This is a genomic window from Burkholderia sp. BCC1988 (genome assembly GCF_905339895.1).
Taxonomy (GTDB): domain Bacteria; phylum Pseudomonadota; class Gammaproteobacteria; order Burkholderiales; family Burkholderiaceae; genus Burkholderia.
Window position 1 is genome coordinate 24,486 of the sequence record NZ_CAJPHA010000031.1, and the last position, 23,202, is coordinate 47,687.

The 23,202-nt window shown below is 59.1% G+C and carries 19 protein-coding genes; 2 read left to right on the forward strand and 17 right to left on the reverse strand.

The features are described 5' to 3' along the window. Positions 1-28: 28 nt before the first annotated feature. Complete coding sequence (locus U4012_RS32060) at positions 29-1,162, forward strand: acyltransferase (RefSeq protein ID WP_321803565.1); 1,134 nt, start codon at positions 29-31, stop codon at positions 1,160-1,162. Between the two features lie 84 nt (positions 1,163-1,246). Here U4012_RS32060 and U4012_RS32065 read toward each other — a convergent pair whose 3' ends face one another. The 16 genes from U4012_RS32065 to U4012_RS32140 all read right to left on the reverse strand — a co-directional run bounded on the left by U4012_RS32065 (position 1,247) and on the right by U4012_RS32140 (position 19,567). Next, on the reverse strand, positions 1,247-1,741 hold the full coding sequence (locus tag U4012_RS32065) for a hypothetical protein (RefSeq protein ID WP_321803567.1): 495 nt from the start codon (positions 1,739-1,741) through the stop codon (positions 1,247-1,249). A gap of 8 nt (positions 1,742-1,749) precedes the next feature. Then, positions 1,750-2,895: a glycosyltransferase gene (locus U4012_RS32070; protein WP_124921544.1), complete on the reverse strand. Its 1,146-nt coding sequence runs from the start codon at positions 2,893-2,895 to the stop codon at positions 1,750-1,752. Positions 2,896-2,942: 47 nt separating this feature from the next. Then, the gene (locus U4012_RS32075; RefSeq protein ID WP_124921545.1) at positions 2,943-4,097 is read right to left on the reverse strand and encodes a glycosyltransferase; all 1,155 of its coding nucleotides are present in this window, start codon (positions 4,095-4,097) and stop codon (positions 2,943-2,945) included. A 31-nt stretch (positions 4,098-4,128) separates the two neighbouring features. Continuing rightward, positions 4,129-5,493: a hypothetical protein gene (locus U4012_RS32080; RefSeq protein WP_321803573.1), complete on the reverse strand. Its 1,365-nt coding sequence runs from the start codon at positions 5,491-5,493 to the stop codon at positions 4,129-4,131. Next, the gene (locus U4012_RS32085; protein WP_321803576.1) at positions 5,493-6,701 is read right to left on the reverse strand and encodes a glycosyltransferase family 4 protein; all 1,209 of its coding nucleotides are present in this window, start codon (positions 6,699-6,701) and stop codon (positions 5,493-5,495) included. Before U4012_RS32085 ends, U4012_RS32080 begins: the two co-directional genes overlap by 1 nt. Beyond that, on the reverse strand, positions 6,691-7,314 hold the full coding sequence (locus U4012_RS32090) for an acyltransferase (protein ID WP_321803578.1): 624 nt from the start codon (positions 7,312-7,314) through the stop codon (positions 6,691-6,693). Before U4012_RS32090 ends, U4012_RS32085 begins: the two co-directional genes overlap by 11 nt. A gap of 4 nt (positions 7,315-7,318) precedes the next feature. Further along, the gene (locus U4012_RS32095) at positions 7,319-8,620 is read right to left on the reverse strand and encodes an oligosaccharide flippase family protein (protein ID WP_321803580.1); all 1,302 of its coding nucleotides are present in this window, start codon (positions 8,618-8,620) and stop codon (positions 7,319-7,321) included. A 1-nt stretch (position 8,621) separates the two neighbouring features. Then, the gene (gene fcl, locus U4012_RS32100; RefSeq protein ID WP_321803583.1) at positions 8,622-9,584 is read right to left on the reverse strand and encodes a GDP-L-fucose synthase; all 963 of its coding nucleotides are present in this window, start codon (positions 9,582-9,584) and stop codon (positions 8,622-8,624) included. 5 nt (positions 9,585-9,589) lie between these two features. Next, on the reverse strand, positions 9,590-10,708 hold the full coding sequence (gene gmd / locus U4012_RS32105; protein WP_321803584.1) for a GDP-mannose 4,6-dehydratase: 1,119 nt from the start codon (positions 10,706-10,708) through the stop codon (positions 9,590-9,592). A gap of 51 nt (positions 10,709-10,759) precedes the next feature. Beyond that, the gene (locus U4012_RS32110) at positions 10,760-12,973 is read right to left on the reverse strand and encodes a polysaccharide biosynthesis tyrosine autokinase (protein ID WP_321803587.1); all 2,214 of its coding nucleotides are present in this window, start codon (positions 12,971-12,973) and stop codon (positions 10,760-10,762) included. Between the two features lie 4 nt (positions 12,974-12,977). Further along, positions 12,978-13,418, reverse strand: a complete 441-nt coding sequence (locus tag U4012_RS32115; protein ID WP_321803589.1) for a low molecular weight protein-tyrosine-phosphatase — start codon at positions 13,416-13,418, stop codon at positions 12,978-12,980. Then, a complete protein-coding gene (locus U4012_RS32120) occupies positions 13,415-14,587 on the reverse strand; it encodes a polysaccharide biosynthesis/export family protein (protein WP_415750423.1) in 1,173 nt (390 codons plus the stop codon). The genes U4012_RS32115 and U4012_RS32120 overlap by 4 nt, the downstream gene beginning before the upstream one ends. Positions 14,588-14,644: 57 nt before the next feature. Next, positions 14,645-16,024 (reverse strand): undecaprenyl-phosphate glucose phosphotransferase, encoded by a 1,380-nt coding sequence (locus U4012_RS32125; protein WP_124921554.1) that lies wholly within the window; start codon positions 16,022-16,024, stop codon positions 14,645-14,647. 45 nt (positions 16,025-16,069) lie between these two features. Continuing rightward, positions 16,070-17,587 carry a mannose-1-phosphate guanylyltransferase/mannose-6-phosphate isomerase gene (locus U4012_RS32130; protein ID WP_321803591.1) on the reverse strand — a complete coding sequence of 506 codons (1,518 nt, stop codon included), beginning with the start codon at positions 17,585-17,587 and terminating at the stop codon, positions 16,070-16,072. An 89-nt stretch (positions 17,588-17,676) separates the two neighbouring features. Further along, positions 17,677-18,651 (reverse strand): GlxA family transcriptional regulator, encoded by a 975-nt coding sequence (locus tag U4012_RS32135; RefSeq protein ID WP_321803593.1) that lies wholly within the window; start codon positions 18,649-18,651, stop codon positions 17,677-17,679. A 658-nt stretch (positions 18,652-19,309) separates the two neighbouring features. Continuing rightward, positions 19,310-19,567 (reverse strand): hypothetical protein, encoded by a 258-nt coding sequence (locus tag U4012_RS32140; RefSeq protein WP_321803595.1) that lies wholly within the window; start codon positions 19,565-19,567, stop codon positions 19,310-19,312. A gap of 703 nt (positions 19,568-20,270) precedes the next feature. Between U4012_RS32140 and U4012_RS32145 the strand changes: the two genes are divergently transcribed. Then, positions 20,271-20,732, forward strand: a complete 462-nt coding sequence (locus tag U4012_RS32145) for a GDP-mannose mannosyl hydrolase (RefSeq protein WP_044846982.1) — start codon at positions 20,271-20,273, stop codon at positions 20,730-20,732. A gap of 68 nt (positions 20,733-20,800) precedes the next feature. On the opposite strand, the gene U4012_RS32150 is transcribed toward U4012_RS32145, so the two are convergent. Beyond that, complete coding sequence (locus tag U4012_RS32150; RefSeq protein WP_185640906.1) at positions 20,801-21,844, reverse strand: GlxA family transcriptional regulator; 1,044 nt, start codon at positions 21,842-21,844, stop codon at positions 20,801-20,803. Positions 21,845-23,202 lie beyond the last annotated feature (1,358 nt).

Genomic DNA, 23,202 nt, shown 5'->3' on the forward strand with positions numbered 1-23,202 from the left:
CAAGACGAGCAAGTCGACCGGAGTAGCAATGCACAATCACGAGAAATTCGATGCTTTCCGTGGCGCCTCAGCGCTGATTGTCGGTTTATCACACATCTGCCAGATCTACTTTGTCAGACTAATCGGCCAGGAGCATCCGGCATGGATTCTGTCGCGCACACTGGGATTGCACGCGGTGATCGTATTCTTTTTGCTGAGCGGCTATCTCATTACGCTCAGCATCCTGAAGAACAACGAATCGGCCGGTGGCTTCGGAATTAGGGAATTCTTCGCCGCGCGCATCGCGCGCATTTATCCGCCGTTCGTTGCCAGCCTCGTTGTAATAGCGCTCTGTTGGTTCACGTTACACATATTTCATCTTCCCGGTGCGAGTTCACGGTTCGGTTTGCCAGCCGACGCCTATGCTGTTCCCGCCATGACCCTGTCATCACGCGAGTTCGTGGAGTCCCTTATGATGCTCAAGGGCATGACCCGCGCAAATCCGCCGCTCTGGTCGCTGTATCTTGAAGTCTGGAGCTATGTGATCGCGTTCTTCTTCGCACTAGGCTGCTTCGCTCGCCATCGCGGCCTCCGTACGGTGGCACTCACAATCGCCGTGACAGCGGCCATCGCTGCGTCGATTGGAAAGGAGAGTTTCGCCTTCTTCTTCGCGATCTGGTCATACGGCGCAGCAGCTTGCCTGATGACGCATTATCGCTACCGATATCGCAATGCGGTGCTGGCAACAACCAGCATCGTCGGCGTGGTCCTGATCGCCAAGCTCGCGGCAACCAACCCGCGGATGATTGCCGCGGCATTCCCGGTTCGCTCGATCGAGTTGACCGCCGGTGCTGCTTTTGCCTGCCTATACGGCTACCTACTATTCGGCTGGCGCGCGCTCGATCGCGCCTATCCCCGCTGGCTGGTTCGGACCGGTGATTTTTCCTATACGCTGTATGTCGTACATTTTCCAATTCTAGCGCTTGTGTTGGCCTTCTCGCTCGGCTGGATCGGCATGTCTCTGTATCGGTCGGCCGCGTGTGGCACCGTTGCCTTCGCGATCGCTATCGTGTTTGCACGGGCGCTCGCGAAGTTCGTCGAGCGCCCGAAATATTTCAAGGCACTGCTGCTGTCTGCGCGATTTCCGATCGGCGGCTCCGAATCGCTGCGACGCGGACAATAGAAGTAGCAAGCAGCAACGTAGCGCCAGTCGCGACACCCCGCTGCCTGCCCGCAGGGGACGCGATATGCGGGACAACGTTCCCTGCTACCAGGGGAGTGAGTAGACCGACAGCTTACTTACGCTGCCCTGCGAATATACGTCGGCCGGATAGATCGCCGGCATCTCGTCAGACACCCTTGCCGCACGTGCCTCCCTGCGCACTTTGAATCTCACACCAGCGCTACGATCAACACCTGCTCGAACAGATGCGAGTGCCAGCCGTTCGGTTGGCGTCGGCGGAATATCGGTCAATTTGTCGTATGCGCGAGGCGCAGGCATTTCTTCAGGCGCCCCGAAGCTCGCCAGTTTGGCGTCGTCATACCCCGGCGGACCGCCAAGTAACGAATCCGGTGCCGTGCCGCCGGTCGCTACAGGCGTGCGGGGCCCGTTCGCAGCAATGCTTGTCGATACGCCGACATGCTTCGCCGAATCGATACGAAGCGCCTTTCCTGTTTGGGCCTCAACTACCACGCTCGAAAGTGCCAACGCCATGCACAGCGATACTCGAGTAATGTTCGTTTGCATACTGATCGCAATCATCCCGGCTCCTATTGTCCGCCGACAATCCGCAAATAGCTTAACGCGACCTGTTCGATATGGAACTTCTCGTTGAAGCACGCGAGCGCTCTCTCACGCATCAGTTGCTTGGTCGCATCCGTCGTATTCACCCAGTTCCGGAGCACCTCGGTCACGCCTTCCACCGTGTCGCTTGCCGCGTACCCGGCTCCATATTCAATGATCTCGCGCCAGATATTTACCTTGTCGGTAATCAGCACCGGTACGCCACACCCTAATGCCTCCGCCACGGCGATACCGAAGTTCTCCTGATGCGACGGCAGGCAAAACACGTCGGCAGAGTACATCAGGTTCCACTTGTCGCGCCCAGTCACCATGCCAGCCCATGTGATGTCCCGATCAATTCCAAGGCGGACAGCTTCAGCACACAGCCGTTCTACTAACCCGCTTTCGTCGGGCCCCGCAATTATCAATCGATACTCGCTCCGCAACGCTCCTAGTGCCGCGAACGCGCTCACCAGCAGATCGCAACCCTTCTTTTCGTGAATACGTCCGAGAAACAGGATGATCTTCCTCGAGTCCGCCGACTTCCCTGTGTCGGGCAAATGGCGGCCAGGCTCGGCAACCGGCGGTGGCGCGGTACCGTAGACCGTCACGGCTTCGTTCGCACGGTACAGCGGAAACGACGTGCGCGCGAGCACACGCTCCGTCTCACTCGTAAAAACGATCGATTTCGCGTGATTCACCACCCTTCGCTCGATTACGAGCCAGTACAGCAACTTCTTCAGGTACTTGATCGGATAAACCTTGTTGAACCATGGATCCAGCATGCCGTGCGAATACACAAAGTACGGGATCGTGCAGCGACTTAATGCCGCCCGTACCGCAGCGCCGTGAAACTGCCAGAGGCCATTCACCACAACCGCGTCGTACTCTGACGCGTGCTCCTCTAGCCATCGGGTCAATTTTGGATTGAAGCCGTATTTTCCCTTGCCCTTTCCCAGGCGAATCACTCGACCAAACGGACCGTTGCTCGGCGCATCCCGCTCATCGTCGTCCAGACACGCTATATCGATGCTGTGCCCCAGCAGTTTGACTTGTGCCGCCAGACGCGTCACACCTTCGATCGGGCCGCCTCCGGTTGCATCGATCGACGAAATAACATGAAGAAGCCTCAATCGCCCACCTCGATTAGTCATCGCATATCAATTTACACAATATTCCACTATGCATTTAGCAAGCGCCTGACCGCATCTTCCATTCCGTGCTCGCCGAACATCGTTTCGGCACGCGATTGCGCTCGTTTGATGGCATTTCGGCTTGCTCCGTACAACTCGGCCGCGTTTCGCAGTAGCTCAACGAGTGTAGAAAGATCATCTCCGACGACGTGCAGCGCGTCGGTAATCTCACTGATTCCTATGTCCGGCAGAGATGTCGACAGCACTAGCCGCCCTGACGCGACATACTCCATGACCTTGAACGGAAATACGCCACCGCTCATCTTCTCGATCGGACTATGAAGGTTGAGCAACACATCGCATGCGGAGATCCTTTCGAATAACTGGTCATCGGGGAGAACTCCGTGGAAGGTTAATGTGCTGGAACGCCGCGCTGCAGCCTCGAACGCGCCGGACAGCGGACCAGCTCCGCATACATGGATCTCGAGCGTGGGATCAGCATATTCCGCCAGCGCCAGCACCTTCCCCGCTCCCTTTTCAGCGTTGAGACTCCCGAAATATCCAACAACGATCTTTCCCCGCGTCGGGTCCGAAAACGGCGCGCGCTGCGCGCATGCAATCGTCAGTTTCCGCGAAACCACACCGGGGCATAGCATCGTTCGACAACCACTTCGCTCGGCTTCTCGGCTCTGCAGCGCCTTGTTGACGGCGAGGCACAGCACCGGCTTCGGTAACACATAACGCCATGCCATCCAGTCGAGAGTCGATTTCGGATGCATCGTGCGTCTCGCCAGCACCCAGTCCTCGAACTCCAGGACAACACCCTTTCCGTATCGGCGATGCAACGCTCTTGCAAGCATCGATTCGAGTGCGTATGGGTTGTATATCCATATCAACGATGGTTTGCCATGTCGCCCAATCTCTCGGACGATGGCATTCACTTCAAGCAGATTAAGCATCTTTCCGACCGGCCGAACCGGATACGTACGCAGCGATATCTCACGGATGCGGGAGCCGGCCAGAGTCCACTCGCGCACACGGCGCTCCTGCCAAGCGCTTTCGTTATGCGCTGTATTGACCAGCAGTACATCGCGCGACAAGCGTCCCAGCAGTCCGAGGAAAAACTCGATCTTTCTAACCGCGCCCAGGCTGGTATGGGCGATTCGGTCGGGCGGACTGTAGGCCGCGATGAATACGATCATAATTTTCGTTTCCGTCGATTGAGCGACACGATCATCGCGGCCTCACTTCGCCCGCAATCAGCGCGCGAGGGGCTCGATAGGCCGACACTGTCGCCGCCGTGCGCGCCTCCAGACGGTCTCCCCAGAAGAGTGTTCCGAAGCCTACGAAGAACGACGTCAGCAGAAAATAGTGTTCTAGGACATTTCCGCCGTTGAATGTCACCATCGTGATGATCAACAACGCCCAGTATCGGGCCTTAAGGGAGCGATTCCATTTCGGCTTTACCTTGCATAGAAAGGCAAACATGCCACTCGCAAATACCAAAAGACCCGCGATGCCAGTCTGGAAAATCAGCGTGATGAACGCGTTGTCGATCAACCAGTTGAAGCGGAATTGTTTCGGATCAATGCCGCTCGCTTGCAGATATCCAACCGCAGTATTGGTTCCTATACCCAGGCCACGTCCGACAAACAGCTCGTCGAGATCTGCATTCTCCAGATCCGACAAGGTCGTCACCGCGTTGGAAATCCGACCGCCTTTCTCTAGCTGCGAGCCGACAATGTCACCGCGGCCAGCCGCAGCCATTAGCGACACGTAGCCGGCTGCAGCGGCACCCAGTGCAAAAGGCACGATGAAAACCGTGAGCAACATCTTCTTGCTCCTCTCGGCGCCTTCAGCGATCAGTTCCCAGCAAAGCACGGCAGCTAGCAACGCAATCGATAAGACCGCAAATCGTGTACCCGATAGCAGAGCGGTCAGGAATGCAGAAGCGATCAATGCGACACGCTGCCACGCATGCGCGCGATCGAGTAGCAAGGAGAAGATTGCGAGTGCAAGACCGAACATCCCGGCGATTCCGGCATTGCTGAACAATCCCGTCACACGACCTTGCACCAATACGACGTGCGATAGCGACGCGCCCAGCGACGCCTGCTTATTTGCGACATAGACATTGAGCATGCCGAGCACCAACAGCAGCACGATCAGCGTGCGCTGAACCGCCGGCGTCCGCGGGAAATCCCGCGAGAAGAGAAACAACCCAAACGAACAGTGGAGAAGCATCACCCAGCGGATACCAGCTGGCAGGAAAAACGCCGGACTAAGTTCGGCCACGAAGGCGATCAGACCAATGGATACGAGCGTTGCGATCCAGGCGAAGTAGAACGAGCAGATCTTCGAAATTTCGACGGTCTGTCTTCTCCGCAGTATGACGATAGGCCAATAGACGCCGAACCCGAATACGAACAGATCCTTGAGGTAGCGAGTCGGGCCCGCGCCATCCAGTGCGCCGGAATCGACCGTCCATAATTGGACATTTCCGCGAATGATCGAATCGATCGCCAGCGGCGCATACTGCGCCATCCCGACCACGAACAGCAAGGCGACGACATACGCAAAATAATGGGACCGCCGCATCACATCCTCGCTTCGATCATGTCTTTCATCAGTCGCCGGTATCGCTGCCAGTTGTAGACGTCCCGTACGAGCGCCCGCCCGCGTATACTCATGCCGGGAAACTGCTGGCGCGACGCGATCGCCTCGAGAATGCCTTCGCCGAGACTATCCATGCTGTCCTCCACCACGAATCCGCACACACCCGCAACGTCTTCGATTCCCGTATAGGGCGTCACGACCAGCGGCAGGCCAAAACTCAACGCCTCGAGGCACGCGAGCGACAGCGACTCGGACAGCGACGGCATAACGAAAAGGTCCGCATTTCCATATAGTTCTCCAACTAGATTATGCGGAATCGTACCGTGAGTGATCCTCACGTTCCGTGGGATGGCGAGCGCGCTTAATTTCCCGACGAGGGAAGGTGTCAGTTCCCCCAGCACGCTGACCAGCATGGTGCCGCCGCCGAGTGCCGCCACCCAGCGCTCGCCCCAGGACTCGATGGCGGACAACAGGAGATGTCCGCCCTTGCGGATCGTATTCGCGCGCGCGACGACACGGAATTCTTGCCGCTCGCGAGCGGCGGTGTGTGGGACCGCGTGTTGCGGCTCAAAAAAAGCGCCGTACGGAATCTTGTAGATGTCACCCGGCGGAATACCGCCGCTCAACAACGAACGCTCATAGTACGTTGACGGTACCGTGATCACTTGCGCTTTCTGCAGGATCGCGTCGTTCTTCGATTCGTCGTGGTCCGGGATGGGCAGTCCGAGAACACGATGGTGGGCTGCGATACGAGCCATCGCGCCATCCGTCTGGTTCAGGATCTGGTCGGACCAGATTCGAACGCCAACCTGCACTGCGGCATCGACCGTTCGGGGCATGTAGTCCTGCAACGTCACAAGCCACTCGAATCGACCTGCGGACTCCAGAACGTAGCGCGCGGTCATCCGGTCAAACGCATCGCGAAAGGCGGCGGGCCGCGTTGTACCCAGCGCAGCACGCAATAGTGTTGCCGCAAGCGGGCAACGCACGTTCGACGCGGGCAGCCCCGGATGTGCATAGCCGCTCGCGCGGCGACCGGCATTCATTGGAAGTCGGGACAGCAATGCGGTCAACCCCTTGCTGTAAAACGGCGTCACGAACTGCACATTCCGTCCGGCCTCCGCGATCGCCGCGCCCAATTCGAACGCGTGGTGCTTGTACGGATGAGCAACGAGAACATCATTTCCCATACTCGCCTTCCAGCTTCGTCTGATTATTAGTCCCCACCCAAGCCTCGAAGGGCGCACTGAACAGCGCTGGGTCGTAGGTCAGTCTCTGAACTCGCTGTCTGGCAACAGGAGTCGCTGGGTTGCCGACCACAACTGTGTAAGGCGCGACGTCGGAGCGCACAACCGCACCGGCCCCGATCACCGCGCCGGTTCCGACATGGACGCCGGGAAGAATGGTCGCATTGGTTGCAATCCATGCGTAATCGTCGATCCGGACTTCGCGGGAGTACATGCGCCAGTGCGGATCGTCGAGTGCATGCGACGCCGTCAGGATATTGACCCCGTCGTTGATCACGACGCGGGACCCGATTGTGATCCTGTCATGCGCCGCCATCATCACGTTCTCGGAGACGAAACAGTGTGAACCGATGCTTATCCGAGCTGGCGATCCCTGGATCCTGAAGCGATAAAGCACCGATAGCTCTCCGATTTTCACGCCGTTCACGCGCAGCCGTGCCTGGATCAGTGCAAGCCGAACCAGGCGGCGCAACATCAGTGCGCGCTTTGCCCAAACCACCAACCAGCGACGCGACCCAAGGCGAGGACGCTCTCGATGGATCCACAAGTATTTCATCGCGTTAGAACCCTCCCGCCGTCATGACGCGAAACGCCCGTGTGACTGACATGAAAATCGCGATCTCCGCGATGACAACCGCCGTGATCGGGCCCGTCATTCCGACAAAGGCGGACAGCACCCAGCCGGCGCCTACCGCTATGGCGGAAATCACGCAGAACTGAACCGACACGCCGGTGTGACGGTTCGTCGCCATCAAGGCAACCAACTTCACCTGATACAGTGACGTAACCACGGCGACCGAAAGCAGGCAGACAAGAACGATCGGCTGGTATGGCAACTTGCCACGTCCCCAGAACTCGATCAACGGGCGGCTGAAGGCGACTAACAACACGAAGGTCACTGCGGCGGCGATCGCGACACTGGCCTCGGCTCTTCTGCGCAGTGCCGTCGCCTCACGATGTTGTCCTCGCGCGTAAAGGTTCGAGAAACGCGGCCATACGGCGCGACTGACTGTAGTGATGAGTTGCGTGATCGATCTCGACAGCGTGCGATACGCATTGAAGACAACGACTTCGCGCATGCCGATAAAATGGCCGACCACCAGAGTCATTCCCTGGATACTCAACGCATTACCGAGCGGGAACCCGAGAAACGCTGCGCCCTGTGGAAGAAGCGACCGCAGTTCAGCAAACGAGCTCTTCGACCAACCCCACTTCAGATTACTGTCCGAGCGCTTTAGGCCGAACAGGATCGCGAGCTGGATTACGGCGCGTGCGCCGCACGCTGCCGCGGCTGCGGCGACGATCCCGCCCCCCGAGGCAACGCACACGACAGTGGCCAGCCATTCACCGAGGCGAGCAAATGAAAGCAGGAACACCCCGGCCGCATAACGGTCAATCACGCGAAAGGAAGCATCGAACAGACCTGAATACAAATTTAGCAACGCTGTCGTCACTAACAGCAACAGAGCCCAGGGTTCGCCGTGCGTGTCCGAATCGAACAGGAACACAAACGCAGCGCCCGTCAGCGTTCCGAGCACTACTAGCCCTGTTACGCCCGCGAACGCGCTTTGCAGCGTGATATTTGCCTGCTCGACCTCGCCCCGCGCATGAAACATACCGATCTTGTTGATCGCGACCGAGACGATACCAATGTCGGACATTGCGAAATACGCGGGTACCGCGGAGATGACGATCCACTGGCCATAGCGGGTTGCTCCCCAGAAATGCAGGAATATCGGCAGCGAAGCGAGCTGAATGATGACTGTGATGCCCTGGTTGAAGATGTTTGCGACGACCCCGGACAACACCGATGACGACCGCAGCTTGCTTTTCCTGATCTGATTCCTGAGAGTAGCAAGCATGTCACTTCCGGTACGCCGAATGCAGGAAGTCGTCATAGGCACGCCGTAAGCCGTCGGCCAACGCCATTTGCGGTACATAGCCGATCGACCTAAGCTTCGAAACGTCCAAGAGCTTGCGCGGCGTACCATCAGGCTTCGACGTGTCGAATTCGAGCGCGCCCGAATAACCAACGACATCCGCGATCAGGGTGGCCAGATCCGCAATCGTGGTATCCATGCCAGTTCCGACGTTGATGTGGGATTCCATCGGATCGGTGATGTTTCGGTACTGGTCGGAAGTCAACTCCATCACGAGCACCGATGCCGCGGCCAGATCGTCCACATACAGGAACTCGCGAAGCGGCTTACCTGATCCCCAGACGCGCACGACCGGTAACTGATCGACTTTCGCCTCGTGAAAGCGCCGCAACAACGCCGGGATCACGTGACTGTTATCCGGATGGTAATTATCGCCCGGGCCATACAAATTGGTCGGCATGACGCTGCGATAGTCGACGCCGTATTGTCGACTGTAACTTTCGCACATCTTGATGCCGGAAATCTTCGCGATCGCGTACGGCTCGTTCGTCGGTTCAAGCTTTCCCGTCATCAGGTAGTCTTCGCGTATCGGCTGCTCTGCGAATTTCGGATAGATGCAGGATGACCCAAGAAACAGCAAGCGCTTCACCCCTGCCTTGTACGCGTGGTGGATGACGTTAGACTGCATCATCACGTTCTCGTAGATGAAGTCGGCCGGATAGTAGCTATTCGCCAGGATCCCGCCGACCTTCGCGGCAGCGAGATACACCTCGTCGATTTTGTTCTCTCGGAAGAACGTTTCTACCGCATGCTGGTTGATAAGGTCCAGTTCGCTTCGCGATCGCGTCACGACGTCCACTTTCCCCTGCATTTCAAGCAGCCGGACAATCGCTGAACCGACCATGCCACGATGACCGGCGACGAAGATTCGTTTAGTGGTAGTCATCGCGCTCACTCGTTGTATTCGAACGCCTTGAAACCCGCCAGCTTGATCAGTGCATCGCGCTTTGCGGCCTGATGGTCGGAATGAACCATCTCACGGACGAGCTGCGAAAACGGTGTCGCGGGCTTCCAACCCAGCTTCTCATGAGCCTTCGACGGGTCCCCGAGGAGGGTTTCGACTTCCGTTGGACGAAAATAGCGCGGATCAACGCGGACGATTACATCGCCGACAGCAATTTTGCTTTCTTTGTCGTCGACCGCTTCGACGACGCCGATCTCATCGACACCCTGTCCCTCAAACCGGACGGTGATGCCAACTTCGGCCGCCGCAGTCTGAACAAAATCGCGCACGCTGTACTGCACGCCCGTGGCGATCACGAAGTCTTCCGGCTGCTGCTGCTGCAACATGAGCCATTGCATCTCGACATAGTCACGCGCGTGCCCCCAGTCACGCAGCGCGGATAGATTTCCGAGGTACAGGCAATCCTGCAGACCGACCGCAATACGAGCAATTGCACGCGTGATTTTCCGCGTCACGAACGTCTCCCCCCGCACGGGCGACTCGTGATTAAACAGAATGCCGTTGCACGCGTAGATGCCGTATGCCTCTCGGTAATTGACCGTAATCCAATACGCGTACAACTTCGCCACCGCGTAAGGGCTGCGCGGATAGAACGGTGTCGTTTCCTTCTGCGGAATTTCCTGGACGAGCCCATAAAGTTCCGACGTCGATGCCTGATAGAACCGCGTCTTCTTCTGGAGCCCGAGGATACGAATCGCCTCGAGAATTCTCAGTGCGCCAATGCCATCGGTGTTTGCCGTGTACTCGGGCTCCTCGAACGACACGGCAACATGGCTTTGCGCGGCAAGGTTATAAATCTCGTCGGGCTGCACGCGCTGAATGATTCTGACGAGGCTGGTCGAGTCCGACAGGTCTCCGTGATGCAGAAAGAACTGTGCGTCAGAGACGTGAGGATCTTGGTACAGGTGATCGATGCGATCCGTGTTGAACAGCGACGAGCGGCGCTTGATGCCGTGCACCTGATAGCCTTTGTTCAGCAACAGCTCGGCAAGATACGAGCCGTCCTGGCCGGTCACACCTGTGATCAACGCAACTTTGCGGTCCATGTTGTTTTCCTCACCCAATTCCGTAATGGTTTCAATTGCCTTCAGAAAGCTTCAGCTGGCTTTGCTCTCGTAACCGTAGTAGCCGGCGTAGTACGTTCCGTATCCAACCCGTCGCTGTGGTACGTCGGTAAACAGCGCTCCCTTCACGACCACGCCACCGTTCCGGAGTCGCTTGACGCTCTCCCGGATCTCGGACAACGGATGGAAGCCGTGACGCACGACCAGCAGCGTCGTCGCCGCATGCTTGCCGATCAGCACGCAATCCGTGACCGCAAGCACCGGCGGCGTATCGACAATCACGATGTCGTAGTGACGAGAACCGTAGTCAAGCAACGCGCGGAACTGTTCGCTCATCAGGAGTTCGGACGGATTCGGTGGCGACATCCCGTTGAGCAGCACATCGAGTCCCGGCACGATGTCGCGGACGATCACACTGTCGAGCGCGGCACCACTGATCACATCGGACAGGCCCGACCGCCTCTTCAATCCGAAGTACGTATGCACGTCACCGCGCCGCATGTCGGCGTCGATGAGCAGGACACGCTTTCCGGTCGCAGCCAATACCGCCGACAGGTTCGATGAGATGAACGTCTTGCCGACTTCCGGGCGAGACCCGGTCACCATCACGATGTTGTTTTCTGCATTGATAAGTGCAAACTGCAGCGCCGTGCGCAGGCTGCGCACGCCTTCAATTGCGACGTCGGTTGGCGCCTCTACTGCAAGCACGCGTGCGTCTGCATTACTGACTTGCAAACCGCGATGGATCTGCCGTTGTTTCTCACTGTGCGGCACCACGCCGTAGACCGGCAGGCCAATCGACTCGATTTCCTCCGAGTGCTCGACGCCGCCGTACAATGCCTTGCGCACATATGCGGCGATCACGCCTGCGAACAGACCAAGTACAGTGGCAAGCGCCACGACGACTGGGCGATTGGGCCGGAAAGGCCGCTCCGCGAGTTCCGCATAGTCGACCACGCGAACGTTACCGACCTGGCCGGCTTTCACGATCTTCAGTTGTTGTGCGCTGTTTAGTAGGTTCGAGTACAGCTCGGTGTTGACCCGGACGTCGCGCAACAGTCGGAGCGCCGTCTGTTCAGTGTCGGGTAGCATCGATATGCGGCGCGTCAATGTGTCCTGCGCCGCCTGCATCGCCTTGATCTGTGCATCCAGAGCAGCGATCGACGGATGCGTCGCCGCGAAGCGCTCGGCCAACCCGAGTCGCTGTTGTTGCAGGTCAAGGAGCTTGGTTTTGTTGTCGACGATCTGCTGCAGCAGCAATCGGCTTTCCTCGGACAAGTCAACCGTACCGTTCTTGTTGCGGAAAGCGTTGTACCGGTCCTCTGCCTTGTCGAGCTCCTTGCGCAACTGCGGCAGCTGTTGATCGAGGAAGGACAGCGTATGTTCCGCCTCGGCCGACTTGCGGTCGATGTTCTGCTTTACGTAGTTGCGCGCGATCGCATTGACGGTCTCGGTTGTCCGTGCGTTGTCAGAACCGTCCAACTTCAGGCCAATGATCCCGGAATCCTTCGTCTTCTCGTCGATCGTCAACGACTTCTGGATCGCGTCGATGGTCGCGAGCGTGGAAGTACGCATCAATTGGAATTCGGTCTCCGGGCGCGCGACGAGTTGCTCGACAACAATGTGCGCCATGCCCTTGTCCTTTAGCGCACCGTTTGCCTCGACGCCGACCTTTCCTTGCAACACCAAATTTGCGTCCTCGTCGTACAGCTCGTACGACTGATTTTTCGTCGCCTTCAGCACAAATGCCTTGCGGTTCCACACATCGGGTACGTCGAATTTGGATACGACGATGCGCTCCCCACCCCATGCGAACCGCTTCAGACCCAGCATAGGTGCGGCAACACCATCTCTGCCCGTCCGCCTCGCAAACCATGCACCGACGATCGGGAAATACCGCGGCCGAACTTCAATATCGAGATGCAACTGTCGTACCGCCTCGCCCACGACCATCCGCGAGCGAATCAATTCGATTTCTGCGGCGGCTGTCGCCTTTGTATCGAAGATGGACGCCAATTCGCCGAGCGCATCCTTCGCCGATCCCGAGTTGTCCTCTACCTGAATCATTGCGTCGGCACGATAGATCGGGTGCGATAGAAACGCATACAACACGCCGACGAACAGCCCCATTGCGGTGACGACGGCGATCAGTCGCCAGTTCTCGGCAAGGACGACGAGATAGTCTGCCAAACGGACGGCGTCGCCTGCAGCAGCGTCGTTGAGTTGGTTTTCGGGTATCGTGGCCATACGATCAATGAAATATTCGAATAATTGTGTCGATCCAGCTCGACACGTAATGCTCGATCTGAGCGATCGACGCTTCAAATACGGCGCGATCCTGTCGATACGGATCGATCACGTCTTCGCCGTTGCTTTCCCCCAGACGAAACACCTTGCCCTTGGCAAAGGCATAACCCTCTTCAAGCCTCCTTTTTTGTTCCATCGTCATCGCGAGCACCAAGCTGGCGTCGCGCACGTATTGCAGGTTCACCGGCGATGCGATATGGCCGCTGATGTCGATGCCGCGCTCGGCCATCAACTCGACCGCCGTCGAATCTGCGGGTCTGCCGGACAATGCACTCAGGCCCGCCGATACGATGCGCATGGTCGACAGCTTTGAAGCCAACAGGCCTTGCGCCATTGGGCTTCGACAGATGTTCCCTTCGCAGACAACCAGAATCGTGGCTTTCATTTCGTCGCGACCGCACCATACAGACCGGCATTGATTGCCGGCAACAGCAGGTTCAACACGCGGCTGATTCGCACCAGCCCGTTGCCGTCGATGTAGACGACGTCCTTCGGCTGCAACTCGAACTGATTCGCCAGAATCATCGCGACCGGAGAGCGCGCGTCCAGATGGAAGACCTGCGGGGCCGTATCACTGGACCCACGAATGACATACAGTTGCGCGGCGTCGGCCGTCGCACTGTTGAGACTGCCGACCTGGGAAATCGCATCGCTCAGCGACAGCTTCCCGTTACGCATCGGGATAGCAGTTGCGGGCTTCGACACTTCGCCCATCACATAGACGCCGTTGTCGTCACGAGACACGACGCGCAGCAGGTCGCCACTCTTCAACATGATGCTTGCCGGGTTCTTCCCTTGTGCGAGCAGCTGCGGAAAATTGATCGGATAAGTTGTTCCATTCCGGACCAGCACCATTCGGCTCTGGTCCGCTGTCTGAGAAAAGCCGCCCGCTCGACTGACGGCGTCGTACAAAGTCGTTGGAATGTCGCTGATCGCCTGCGGGCCAGGCGTATGCACTTCACCGTCAACATAAATCTGCTGCGATCGGAACGACGCAATACGAACCGTCAGTTGCGGCCGCTTGAAGACCGACGCGAGTCGCTCGTAGAGCTTCGCCTGCACCTGGTCGACACGAAGTCCGATCACATGCATCGTTCCGGCATATGGATATGTCAGGTTACCGTCCTCGCTGATCACGAAGCCAGATGCCGGATCTGCCGGACGAACCGCGCTCTGCGTCTGCGTCGCCACTGCGCCGGACAATTCCGGATGGTCCCAAACCGTGATCTGCAGCACGTCGCCGACACCGAGCGTATATGGCGGTGGCTTGCCGATCAGGCTGAGAATCCGACTGTCGCCGGCATTGGCGTCCGCATCCCGCAATTGCCGAATCAGATTAAGGTTGATATCGGTAATAGGTACGTCGACATCTTTTTGCGGCGTCTGCGCATCGCCACTCGCTACAGGCAGCGTCGCAGGCGACGCCATGCGCATCCCAGGCGCGATGCCGCAGCCCGCCAACATCGTGCTAGCTGCCGCCGCAGCCATGATTCGGGCAGTGTTTCGACGAATCCGCTTCGTCGACTCGTCGGGCCCTCGCCAGAAACATCCCATCAGATCTTCCCCGGTTCTTGTTGAACTGCATGTACCTGCATCGACTTCCATCACCGCTCAATAAGCATTCGCATTCACCAACCCCTTCGCCACCGTCGCCAACACGATCCGCATATCCAGCGCGAACGACCAGTTCCGCAGGTAATAAAGGTCATACTCGACACGCTTCTGCATCTTCTCGAGACGATCGGTTTCCCCGCGATACCCGTTCACCTGGGCCCATCCGGTGATCCCCGGCTTGATCCGATAACGATGGATGTACCCGTCGACGACTTTCTGATAAAGCCGATCGTGCTCAATCGCATGCGGCCTCGGCCCGACCACCGACATCTCCCCGCGCAGCACGTTAAGAAACTGCGGCAGCTCGTCGAGACTGGTTCGCCTGAGAAAGCGTCCCACACGGGTGATGCGCGAGTCGCTCTTCGTCGCCTGCGTGACTACGCCAGCCTGTTCGGCGTGCACGCGCATCGTGCGGAACTTCAGGATCTGGAACTTGCGCCCGTCCGCACCCTTGCGGTATTGCTTGAAGAACACCGGCCCGCGCGACGACAACTTCACCGCGATGGCGATCAGCACCATCAGCGGCAGCAGCGCCACCAGCGCGACTGCGGCGAACAGGCGATCGAACACCTCCTTCTGCCACATTGCATGACGCGGAAGCGGCGACGCCACGAGATTGATCGCCGGCGCGCCGATGAGGTCGATCATCGCGCCGTCGAACAGCGCGACGCTGCGCACGTCGGGAATGAAGCGGATGTTCACGAGATCGTCGCCGAACGTATTGACGAACCGCAGAACGGTCGCCTCCTCCGACAAAGGCAGCGCGAGCCAGATTTCCTGGACACCGTTCTCCCGGACGAACTGCGCGAACGCATCGAGCTCCGTGAATACCGGCAAGCGATGCGAGGCATTCGCGGTAACGGGGCGCAGGTCGAATACAGCCGCCGGCCGAAATCCGCTCGCCGGCGACTCCTCGATGTTTCGAACCACCTGTTGGCAGTGCTGAGCGTGTCCTACAACCGCGACACTGCGCAGGTTGATGCCCGCATGACGAACACTGCGCAAAAACAGATGCGTGCCGATTCGCGACGCGATCAGTGCGCCCCCCGTCATCGCGGTCCAGTACACGAACCACAGCCTGGAAATCACGTCCGAGCGATGGAGCGAGAACATCAACACGATCCCGCACGCCTGAACGACGAGCCACGCGAGCGAGATCTTCCCGCTCAACCTCAGCATCGACCGTCCCCGCCACGATTCGTACACGCCGAATACCGGAAACAGCACCAGCGTGAACGCGATCGCGAACGTGACGAGTGCGCTGTCGAAGTGCCCCTCGGAAACCGTCTGATAGCGAAATTGCGACGCAAGCAACGAGCCGGCGACGATCAACGCGATATCCACGAGTCGAGCCATCAAGCCTTGTAGACCGAACATTTCAATCTCCCGTCTGACGCCAACGATCACAGTCGAATCGGGGCATTACGCACGCCCGTACGTATCGTCGAACCGCACGATGTCGTCCTCGCCGAGATACGATCCCGATTGGACTTCGATGAGCTCGAGCGGCAACTTTCCCGGGTTCTCGAGCCGATGCGTCACACCAAGCGGAATGAAGGTGGACTCGTTTTCGCCGAGCATGAATTGCTCGTCGCCGCGGGTAACGAGCGCAGTTCCGCTCACGACGATCCAGTGCTCGGCACGGTGGTGGTGCAGCTGGAGCGACAACCGTCCGCCCGGATGCACGACGATGCGCTTCACCTGGAATCGGGCGCCGTGATCGATCGAGTCGTAGTAGCCCCACGGGCGGCGCACCTTCCGGTGCGTGTCGGCTTCCGGCGCCTGTTGCGCGCGGATCCGGTTCACGAGGCCCTTCACGTCCTGGACGCGCGAGCGGTCCGCCACCAGCACCGCGTCGGCGGTTTCGACCACCACCGCATTGGTCATGCCGACACATGCGACGAGCCGCCCTTCCGAATGCACGAAGCTCGACGTCGCACCTTCGAACACGACCTTGCCGCGCCCGACGTTGCCGTCCGCATCCTTGTCGAGCGCCTCCCAAACCGCATCCCACGAGCCGAGATCCGACCAGCCCGCATCGAGCGGCACGACCACGCCCTCCACCAGGCTCGTGTCGGACACGAGGCGTTCCATCACCGCGTAGTCGATCGAATCCGACGGCGACTTGAGAAAGGCATCCTCATGCGGCCGGAAGAAAGGACCATCGTGCTTGCCGTCCACATGTGCCGCGAGGCATGCGGCGTGCATATCGGGCTGGAGCGTGCGCAACGTGTCGAGCCAAACGCTCGCGCGCACGACGAAAATGCCGCTGTTCCACCAGTACGAGCCCGATTCGACGTACTGCGCCGCGAGTTCGGCGGCCGGCTTCTCGACGAATCGCTCGATGCGGTGCGCACCGGCGCCAAGGGCCTCGCCGATCTTGATGTAGCCGAACCCCGAATCGGGCCGGGTCGGCGGCACGCCAAGCGTCGCGATCGCGCCGCGCCGCGCGTGCTCCACCGCGAGTGCGATCGCACGATGAAACGCGGCGGTATCGGCAATGGCGTGATCGGCCGGCATCGCGACGACGATCGCGTCCTTCCCGTCCGCACTGGCGGCAGCGACCGCCAGCGTCAGTGCGGGCGCCGTATCGCGCCGGGCCGGCTCGACGATGACGCGGGCATCGAGCCCGCTGGCGCGAAGCTGCTCCGCCGTGACGAAACGATGCTCGTCGCCGCAAACGACGATGGGCGCCGCTACATCGCCTGCTTCGATCGAAAAACCCGTCATGCGCTGGACGGTTGCCTGAAGCAGAGAATCCGCACCCAGTACGCCGATCAACTGCTTCGGATACTGTTCGCGCGACATGGGCCACAAGCGCGACCCCGATCCGCCCGCGAGAACGACGGGCGCGACGCTGACCTTCACGTCGACTGCGTCGCCGCGACCGGAGCCGACCGGTCCTGTTTCGCCGCCCTCTGTTTCGATGGATGCCGACATAATCTGCACTCCTATTCTCTCAGGCAATAATTCGATCTGAAAATCCGGGAATGAGCTCCGTCCCTTCGCCGAAGCTTATCCAGCCTTCTCTACAACTCCAGTTCCGTCTGGCCCGAGCGCGCCTGGAACCGGTATTCCGAGGGTGTCACGTCGAGGTGTCGCCGAAAAATCTTGGCCAGTCGATCACCGTTCCCCCACCCGCATTGCCGCGCGATCGTGCCGATCGGCAAGTCGGTTTCCATCAACATCTGCACCGTGCGCTCCAGGCGAACCCGCAGCAGAAATTCGGACGGCGTCACGCCGATTTCCTGCTTGAAATGCCGCAGGAAGTTCCGTTCGCTCATTGCAGCAACCCGCACTGCATCGCTGACGGATATGGCTCTTCCACAGTTCTTGCGCAACCAGCTCGCCGTCGCGCGGATCCGATCGGCAGGCGTGCCATTGCGCACTTCACCCTCCTGCTCGGCCGGCTCGAATGCGTCGCTCAGCGCGAGCCGCGCCGCAATGCCTCGCACCGCGTCGCCACCCAGGTCACGTTCGATGAGCGCCAATGCGGCTCTTGCCGGCTCGTAGCCGCCGCGACCCACGCGCACCGCATCCACTGCGTCGATCACGTGCGAGCCATTCAGCGCCGCATCGATCAACATCCTGCCTTCGCCGATCGTCTCGACCATGCCCGCCTTCGGCAGCACGATCCGCAACCAGTCGATCACCCGGGCGTCGCGCGACGCGCGCCGCGCACCTTCGCCACCCGCGACGAAGAGCGCATCGAATGCGTGCGCCGAGCCCGCATCGCATGCGAATGTCCGCACGCTGATGGCCGACGACCAGACGATGTTTCCACCTTTCGACGAATAGAAGCGAATGTCGTACAGCGGAAGCCCTGTCGCGCGCGGCGCATAGATTTCATTGGCTACTTCGAACACCTCGAATACCGCGCCCGCCGCAAACAACGAGAACCCGTCGAAGACGACAACGCCGATATCCCGATTCCTGCGTGACCGCTTTCCCCCAACATCTGCTGCCGCTTCATCTCCCGAATGATCGACACTCGTGTGCGTCATGGCGTGCTCTCGGACAATCAGTCCAATCAACTTCGGTCGTCGTTTTTTACTCCGTTGCGACGCATCATACCGAGGGCGCCGAATGGCGTTTAAACACTGGCCGATTCGAACAAACAGTCGTCGGATTAGTCTGCGGGAATTCCCTGATCGGCCAAATGTTGGCGTTTTTCGACTACCTCGCCGCCGCGAAACGGATGACGAAGAGCTTGCATAAATAGCGGCGCTCGCACGACGAGCGAGTGATATCCGACGGCAGTCGTTCGGTGATCGAAGCGTCGTGGTGCGCCCCACGGGCGGTCAGGCGTTCGGCAAGATGCGCGGCACCTTCGTGCATGAATCACGACGGCAAGCAATGTGGTGCGACACGATCATGTGCAGACGGGCATCGTCGTGGATCAGTCGATTCGGCCGTGGAACTCGACAGTACGGTGGCGCAACGCGATCGGCGTCGTTGACGATCAGCCTGCATCGATGCGTCGTATTCGGCCACGGGTGCCGCGCAAAGCCGATTAGCCCGGATCCGCCAGCCCGGCGCCTGGCGAAACGCGCTGACGACGCGATGCAGCAATCCGCCGCCCCTTCAGTTCATTGTATTTTTTTGTTCGAGCCGGCTGGTACTCACTCCAGCCGCATGACGACGCACACGCGAGCCGGGCGTCTACGACATCACCGCGCTCGCAACGAGCGACGCAATCGCCACGGGTAGCGCGAACAGCGCCGACAGCGCCATCCTTTTCAAGATTCGAGCTCGCGCCACCTCACGCGAGCCGCGGGCCCGGCGCGACTGAAATTCGAGCAGCAGCAGCCCCTGACCATGACGTGCGCCGGCCCAAAGGCCGGACGCGGTGCTGAAGACGAGGTAGACGAGAATCCAGATGAAGCAAATCCTCGAGAAGATAAGAAGCGCGACGTTCATGGCGGCGATGCTCCGTTTTCGGCGAGATACCGCGCATCAGATGGCGCGCGGTTCGATGCCGATAGCGTACATTGCAATGCAGCATGCCGGACATGACAATTGATCCGACGATTCCGCCAACCGGTTACCGTACGTTTCCTCCGGATGGCGCGCGACGCGAAGCACCACGCGCGTGCAACAATGTTCGCACTGCTTCGCAATGTTCGAAGCCAGGCCAGACGGATCGTCTTGCGGATCCACGACTCGAACGACGGCGACTGACATTCACCGTACGTGCAGCTCGACCCGTGATGAATAAAAAGGCCTGCGTGCCACACGGCACGCAGGCAAAATTCCGAGGAGAGTTCCGGGGTGAACGCGTCTCCTCGAAAGGCCAGACAAAAGCGTAACGTCGAATCGACCGTTTCAAAACGGAATGGCGGCTTCGACCACGATCATGGCCGAATGAAAATGTATTGATGCACGCGCACACGTTTCTCGACGGGCATTGCGCCGTCACGCCCGATTTGCTTCCTGCAATTGGCGGATTGCTTCGGTGTTTTGGCCGACGAGCGAAATCTCGACTGGCCATGATGAGATGCGTGCAGACGGACATTCAACGTTCGCTCATCGACGAAGCCGGCATGTCATCGTCGTGACCGAGTCGCCTCGAACGCGCAACGATGCCGATGCACTTCGACAGACTTCCAGGAGCCCATCCGCCATGCTTCCGCTGGACACTTTCTTGCGCGTCGTCGACGCAACCCCGCTCGTTGCGATCGACCTGATCATCTCGAACGGCGATGGCGCGTATCTACTCGGTCACCGTGTCAATCGTCCCGCGCAGGGTTTCTGGTTCGTGCCGGGCGGCCGGATTCGCAAGAACGAGCGTCTCGACGATGCGTTCAATCGCATCGCGCGCGACGAACTCGGATGTAGCGGTCTGGAGCGTGCCGATGCCGAACTGATCGGCATCTACGATCACCTCTACGATGACAACTTTGGCGGCGAACCGGGCATCTCGACGCACTATGTGGTGATGGGATACAAGCTCCGCGGCACGTTCGACCTCGTGTCGCTGCCGAATGCCCAGCACACTGCCTACCGATGGGCGACCGCCGACGAGATCGTCGCCGATCAAACGGTCCATTCGAATACGCGAACCTACTTCGGCACGTCCGCCTGAAATCGGGCGAACGCTGCTCCGGCGGACAAATCGACTACCCGACGCCGGTCGTTAGCCCGGCGCGGGCATCAAAGCGACGATGTACCGTTGCGAATGTCCGAGCCGCCAACCGACGCGAACATTCTGTCCCGAGCGGCCGCGCGATACTCCGTCGGCGACATCGACAGATGCTGGCGGAACAGCTTGGCCAGCCGGTCTCCACTGCCGAGGCCGACCCGCCGCGCGACCTTGTCGGCGGGCAAATCCGTCTCGACCAGCATGGAGCATGCCTTTTCGAGCCGCACCCGCAGCACGAATTCGGTTGGCGTCACGCCGATTTCGTTCTTGAAGCGCCGCAGGAAATTCCGCTCGCTCATCGCAGCGGCCTGCGCTGCATTGGCGATCGAGATGCGATTCGCACTGTTGGCTCGAAGATGCTGAGCGGCCGCGCGAATCAATTCACTGGCTCGCGCCTCCTGCGCCCCGAACAGGACGCTCGCAAATTTCCGGTTCGCCCCCGGCATCATGTACGAAACGATCTCTTGCGCGACTTCGTAGCCGGCGTCACGCACGACGATCGACAACGCGGCCGCGAACATGCCTTCGCCATCGTCGTCGGATGGCCCCGATTCGCCCGTACCGCCAACGGCAAGCACCGCCTGTGGCACGACTTCCGGAACTTTCTGGTTCAGGCGAATCGCCGTCAGCATTTCGGCGCCGGCATTGTCGCCCTTGACCACGCGGGCGCGCTGATGGGCATGCTGCAACCAGCTGATGAACGCATCGTCGAGGCCGCTTGCCCGCCCCTGTCCACCGAGCACGAACATGGCCTGCACACTGCTCGCATCGAGCGGACGAGCCGCTTCCGTCCAGATCTGTACACCCGACGACGAACGAACGGCACCGCCGTGACTGGAATAAAGCCGCAATTCATAGCGATCGGCAAACGCGACGTTCACGCCTTCGAGCTGATTTGCAAGTTCGAATACCGCGGCCAGCCGGCCCATTTGCATGATCGAAAATCCGTCGAGCAGCAGGATGATGACGCTGTCCCGCCGACGACCGACGCTTCTTCCCCGGTCACCACTCACTCTGAACCCCGTAGTCGTTTCGTTCGGCGCTATTTGCATCATCTCGGCCTCTTAACAATTTTTTGCATTTTCTGCAGCGCATCATATGCGGCTAAATCGTCGGCCGATCCGTCGGTGTCCGATCCCGCCTCATTGTTGACGGAATCAGTCAAGGCGATGATATGGAACCAATTATTTGTTGATAATCAGGAATAGGAGCTGGCGTGACGGCACAAAGTCATGGAGATTTGATCCAGATCATTGACGAAACATTTTTGCAACACAACGAGCAGTGCATGTTTCACTCCGGAAATAGAACATGCGTTCAGTTCCTTACAGATCCTTACAGCATTGGTCATAAGGAATCGACGCGTTCGCGTTGTCCGCCGCCTCGACGGCTGGAGGGGATGAGACAAAAAAATATGCGCAATGCCTCCCTCTGCGGGAGGGGATATTACCTTGCAAGCTTTACCATGCAAGCGCGATACGAAAAAATCATAGATGGCAAGCGCTTTAACGTTTGCCTATATTAAGTAAATTCTTCCAGATGCATTCGAAATATTATTTGCCGATGATAGCCGAATTTCGGCAGATAAATCCGCGCGACTGGGAATGCCCGAATATTTCGTAACATCAAACCCGACGTGCGCCACGGCCCGCGCGTCACATCACCGGGGCCATCGGTTTCCGGAACATGCGACTCTGCCGCCGGCCGATCGTGATGCTTGCCGGGTCGTCGATCGCTCGAAGGCGCATGCGGCAACTCGCGAATCGGAGATATCGCCCTGCCAATCGCTAAGGAAAACGAATTGTCACGGGTGTAATCGTACAACGTGCGCGTTGACATCCGACGCTTGGCGGCGCTCGCCTCAACCAATCACGCTCGGGAATCGAATTCCTGCCGGCATGACTTCGGTCGCGATGATTGCTCTCGCTGTGAAGCGTCGTCGAACAGGCTTTACATACACCATTCGATTGAACGGTCGACCCGCACATCGATCTCGCTCATCGTGCAGCGATTATCGGTTCGCCATCGTCTTCGAATTTTCCGGCAATTGATTCCTGCGTCTGCAACGCCCATAACCGGAATTTTCCGATGTGGCACCCAGTTTGAAAACGCCTTCCTTCCCGGATGCTGTCGCTTGCGGAACAACCATGAGTTAATACCGCAGCGCCTGTAGACAAAGCATGCAGAATGCACTGCACCCCAGCCTCGGAAATGAGCGTGTCTGCACCACCATCACTCGATGCGGTTTCCTTGCCGGTCCGACTCCGCGCACGTCTCGCTCCGGATCTTTCGATACGCCTCGGCACGGTTTCCCGAAGAGTCGGCACATACCCCGGACGATGAGGCCGCACGACGAACGAGAGTGCCGACTCCGCGCCGGCTCGCCCCGGACTCGCCAATAATAAAGTCGAAA